Here is a 4,668-nt window from a genome sequence, read left to right as displayed (position 1 = left end):
GCCCTGCCCGGCGCGGCGCGGCGCGGCGCGGCGCGGCGCGGCTGGAGTGTCCTCGGTGGGTCTTTCTCGGACCAGCCGCAGACCCACGGGAAGCGACCTAGGCCTCCGCCTGGCCTTCGGCCGCCGGAGCGACCGGATCGGAGTTCGACGAGGCGACGACCGCGGGCACGGTGGCGGCGGGCACGGCGCCCGGATCCGTGACGCCGGCGACGGCGGGGTCGAGGCCGGCGACGGCGGGGTCGGGCGCCTCGCCCAGGCCGGTCTTCGCGGGACGGCGGCGGCGCACAGGCGGAGTGACGCCGTCCGCGAGGCGGCGGGCGGTGACCAGGAAGCCAGTGTGGCCGACCATGCGGTGGCCGGGGCGGACCGCGAGACCCTCCACATGCCAGTTACGCATCATCGTCTCGAAGGCGGCGGGTTCGGCGAACGTGCCGTGCCCGCGCAGGGCCTCCACGACGCGGGAGAGCTGCGTCGTCGTGGCGACGTAGGCGCAGACCACCCCGCCGGGCAGCAGGGCGGCACTGACCGTGTCGATGACGTCCCAGGGCGCCAGCATGTCGAGGATGACCCGGTCGATGTCGCGCTCGCGAGACTCGAGCAGGTCGCCGACACGGATCGTGTGGGCCGGGTGGGGCCCGCCGAAGAACGTCTCGATGTTGCGCTGGGCAACCGCGGCGAAGTCCTCGCGGCGCTCGTAGGACACCAGCCGGCCGGCGTCGCCGATCGCGCGCAGCAGCGAGCAGGACAGCGCGCCGGACCCGACGCCGGCCTCAAGCACCCGGGCGCCGGGAAAGATGTCGGCGTAGGTGATGATCTGCGCGGCGTCCTTGGGGTAGACGACCGTCGCCCCGCGCGGCATCGACAGGACGAAGTCGACGAGCAGGGGGCGCAGCGCCAGGTAGTCCGTGCCCCCGGTGCTGGTGACGACGATGCCCTCGGGCCGGCCGAGCAGCGCGTCGTGCTCCACGGCGCCGCGGTGGGTGTGGAACTGCTTGCCCGGTTCGAGCACGACGGTGTGCAGCCGGCCCTTGGGGTCGGTGAGCTGCACCCGGTCACCCTTGGTGAATGGTCCGCGGCGGTGCGTCAAGCCGGTGGGCGGGGGCGCGTACGGCCCGCCGGGGACGGCCTCGAGCGCGCTGTCGGGCGCGTCGACGGTCGGGGGCGCAGAGTCGGCCGCGCTCACCGGTGCGCCACCATGCGCGCGGCGGCGGCCGGGTTGAGCCGGGCGACGAGGTCCACCATGGCCAGCACGCCGACGGGGGTGTCGTGGTCGACGACCAGGTACTCCGAGGCGGTGACGCGCTGGACGGCGGCAAGCAGGTCCTCGCCCTCCAGGTCGGCGTTGAGCACCATGCCGGGCAGGATCGTCCGGCTCACCTCGTCCACGGTCATCCACGGCCTCCGGTGCTCGGGCAGCGCGTCGACCGCCGAGCCATTCATGATTTTCAGGGGGGTGCCGTCGCGTTCCACGACGGCCACGGCGGTGGCGCCGATCGCCTCCGCCCGCCGCAGCGCCTCGGCCAGCGGCACGCCGCCCTCGACGGGCAGGGTGTGCCGGGTGAGCCGCCTGACGCTGAGGCCGGGCAGCCGCCCACGCAGCTGCGCCGAGCGCAACGCCTGCAGGGCCGCGAACGCGAGGAAACCCGCCAGAGCATACGCGTAGAGCAGGCCGAGCCCGTCGCCGGCGTACACCGAGCCCCAGACGAGCATGCCCGCCGCCACCACGAATCCGCCGTACGCGCCGGCCCGCAGCCCGCGCAGCCTGTCCCCGGTCAGCACCCAGCCGGCGGCGGCGACCACCTGCCCGCCGTCCAGGGGCAGGCCGGGGGCCAGGTTGAAGAGGAACAGCGCCAGATTGATCATCCCGAGGTCGCGCAGCACGATTCCCAGGTGGGAGTCGTCCGCGACGGCGAGCAGCCCAAGTTGGCACGCCCCGGCGAGCAGCCCGTTGGCCGCGGGGCCCAGGAAGGCGATGAGGAACATCCGCCCGCTGGTGCGCGGCTCCGGCTCGAAGGAGGTGAAGCCCGCGAAGCCGTGCAGCGTGACCGAGTGGACGGTGTGCCCGAAGTGCAGCGCGGTCAGGCAGTGGCCGATCTCGTGCGCGAGCAGGGAGAGCAGGAAGCCCACCGAGATCACCGCGGCGATCGCCAGGACCTGGCCGTCGGAGGCGGCCGGCAGCCGGTCGCGGATCGAGCCGGACAGCAGGTAGGCCACCAGCAGCGCGAAGATCAACGCCAGTGGCGAGACGAAGATCGGCACGCCGCGCAGGCGCCCGACCAACAGGCCGGCCGGACCTCCGGCCGCGGGCCGCGGCGCGTCGCCGGGCCCGCCGTGGGCTTCCGGGTTGCCGCCGCGCTGATCCGTCATGGATCCGATGCTACGGTTTGGAACTCCTCGCGTCTGCCGGCGCTGCGCGTGCACGTGGGCGAAGGTCCGGCCCGTGGCCGTGCGCCGGCCCGCCACCGCCGCCGCCCCGGGGCCGAGCGCCGGGGTTGTCAGTGGTGGGATCTAGGGTCTGGAGCGTGACCACGACCCAGCCACCGTCCGGGCCGGCCGGCCCGGAGCCCGCGGCGGCGCGCCCGCTGATCGGGTCGCTGTCGCCGTCGCGGGCCGCGGATTTCGTCAACTGCCCGCTGCGTTACCGGTTCCGGGTCATCGACCGGCTGCCCGAGCCCCCGAGCCCCGCGGCCAGCCGCGGGACGGTCGTGCACACCGTGCTGGAGAACCTGTTCGACCTGCCCCCGGCGGGGCGCACCCTCGAGGCCGCCGCCACCCTGGTCGAACCGGCCTGGGAGGCGCTGCGGGAGCGGGAGCCGGCGGTGGCGACCCTGTTCGATGGGCCGGCGGCGCTCTCGGCCTGGCTGGATTCGGCGCGGGAGCTGCTCGCCGGGTACTTCGCGCTGGAGGATCCGACCAGGCTGGCCCCGGCGGCCCGGGAGCTCTACGTCGAGCACGTGCTCGACTCGGGGCTGCGGCTGCGTGGCTACGTCGACCGGCTCGACGAGGCGGCGACGGCCGCCGGCCTGGCGCTGCGGGTAGTCGACTACAAGACCGGCCGCTCGCCCGGCCCGGCGTACGAGGCCTCGGCGATGTTCCAGATGCGCTTCTACGCCCTGTTGCTGTGGCGGGTACGGGGTGTGATCCCCCGCGAGCTACGGCTCTACTATCTGGGCGACCGCACCTGGCTGCGCGCCACGCCGGACGAGGCGGACCTGCGGGCCACGCAGCGGCGGATCGAGGCACTGTGGGCGGCGATCGACCGGGCGCACCGCACGGGTGACTGGCGGGCCACGCCGAACCGGCTGTGCTCCTGGTGTGATCACCAGGCCCGCTGCCCGGCCTTCGGCGGCACCCCGCCGCCGCTGCCCGCGCCCCGGCCGGCGCAGGTGGCGGCGCTGGCCGACCCCGCTCCGACGGTGTGCGAGGCGGATGGCTAGGACCGAGGACGCACCGGGGCACCGGCGGGAGTCGCGGGCCCGACGCCGCGACCCGAGATGCCGATCATGTCTCGGTCGTTAGGGATTCCGGCGATCAGCGCGTACCTGTCCCGACCGCCCCGCCGGGCCAGGATGACGCCGGTGCGGACCTGCGCGGGTCGATAGACATACAGAGGACGACGGCACACCCATCCCCGTCCCCCGGGCGGTGGGCACGGCACGCACACGCGACGATGCGCGCGAGGAGGACCTCACATGGCCCGACGGACCGGACCATCCCCCGGGAGGCAGGACGCGGGCACATCGCCCGGGCGCCGCGGCCGGTCGCCGGGTGGCAGTGGCAGTGGCAGTGGCGGTGGCGGTGGCGGTGGCGACCGGCGCGAGCCGGCCGCGGGCGCCGCGGCCAGGGCCAGTGGCCTGACCAAGGTCTACGGCTCCGGGGACACGATCGTCACCGCCCTGCGCGGGATCGATCTCGGCTTCCCGCGTGGTCGCTTCACCGCGATCATGGGCCCGTCGGGCTCGGGCAAGTCGACCCTGATGCACTGCATGGCCGGCCTGGACACGGTCAGCCGCGGTCGGGTGTACATCGGCGACGTGGACCTGTCCCGGCTCTCGGACAAGGAACTGACCCGGCTGCGCCGCGACCGGGTCGGCTTCATCTTCCAGCAGTTCAACCTGCTGCCGACGCTGACGGCCGAGGAGAACATCACCCTGCCGCTGAACATCGCCGGGCGCTCGCCGGACCGGGAGTGGATGCGCACCGTGATCGACGCGGTGGGCCTGGCGCCGCGGCTGCGACACCGTCCCACCGAGCTTTCCGGCGGCCAGCAGCAGCGGGTCGCCTGTGCCCGCGCGCTGGTCACCCGGCCCGAGATCATCTTCGCCGACGAGCCGACCGGCAACCTGGACTCCCGCTCCGGCGCCGAGGTGCTGTCGTTCCTGCGGGACTCCGTGACCGAGCTCGGGCAGACGATCGTGATGGTCACCCACGACGCGACGGCGGCCTCCTACTCGGACGAGGTGATCTTCCTCGCCGACGGCCGGCTCGTCGACGCGATGGAGCGGCCCACCGCAGACGAGGTGCTCGACCGGCTGAAGGACCTCGACGCGGCCCAACGCGGGCCGGCCGGTCCCGACGCCGATGAGGGCTGGCACGACGACCGTGACGAGCCCGCCGCCCCTAGCACGGGTGGCATCGCGCGGCCCGGCGGCGCGCACGCGGCGGGCG

4 protein-coding genes are annotated in these 4,668 nt (G+C 74.6%); 2 read left to right on the top strand and 2 right to left on the bottom strand.

What is annotated here, in order from left to right; all coding sequences use genetic code 11:
* Nucleotides 1-97: 97 nt before the first annotated feature.
* Nucleotides 98-1,087 carry a tRNA (adenine-N1)-methyltransferase gene (locus tag MXD58_RS20320; RefSeq protein WP_248840386.1) on the bottom strand — a complete coding sequence of 330 codons (990 nt, stop codon included), beginning with the start codon at nt 1,085-1,087 and terminating at the stop codon, nt 98-100.
* A gap of 92 nt (nt 1,088-1,179) precedes the next feature.
* A complete protein-coding gene (locus tag MXD58_RS20315) occupies nt 1,180-2,367 on the bottom strand; it encodes a zinc metalloprotease (RefSeq protein ID WP_248840361.1) in 1,188 nt (395 codons plus the stop codon).
* Nucleotides 2,368-2,522: 155 nt separating this feature from the next.
* On the opposite strand from MXD58_RS20315, the gene MXD58_RS20310 reads away from it, so the two are divergent.
* Both MXD58_RS20310 and MXD58_RS20305 read left to right on the top strand, forming a co-directional pair.
* Nucleotides 2,523-3,437, top strand: a complete 915-nt coding sequence (locus tag MXD58_RS20310) for a RecB family exonuclease (RefSeq protein ID WP_248840360.1) — start codon at nt 2,523-2,525, stop codon at nt 3,435-3,437.
* A gap of 255 nt (nt 3,438-3,692) precedes the next feature.
* The coding region (locus MXD58_RS20305) for an ABC transporter ATP-binding protein (protein WP_250609737.1) at nt 3,693-4,668 on the top strand (976 nt) is incomplete at its 3' end.

Origin of the sequence: Frankia sp. AgKG'84/4, assembly GCF_023242965.2 — a bacterium.
GTDB lineage: Bacteria > Actinomycetota > Actinomycetes > Frankiales > Frankiaceae > Frankia.
This window is presented reverse-complemented; position numbering and strand designations above follow the sequence as displayed.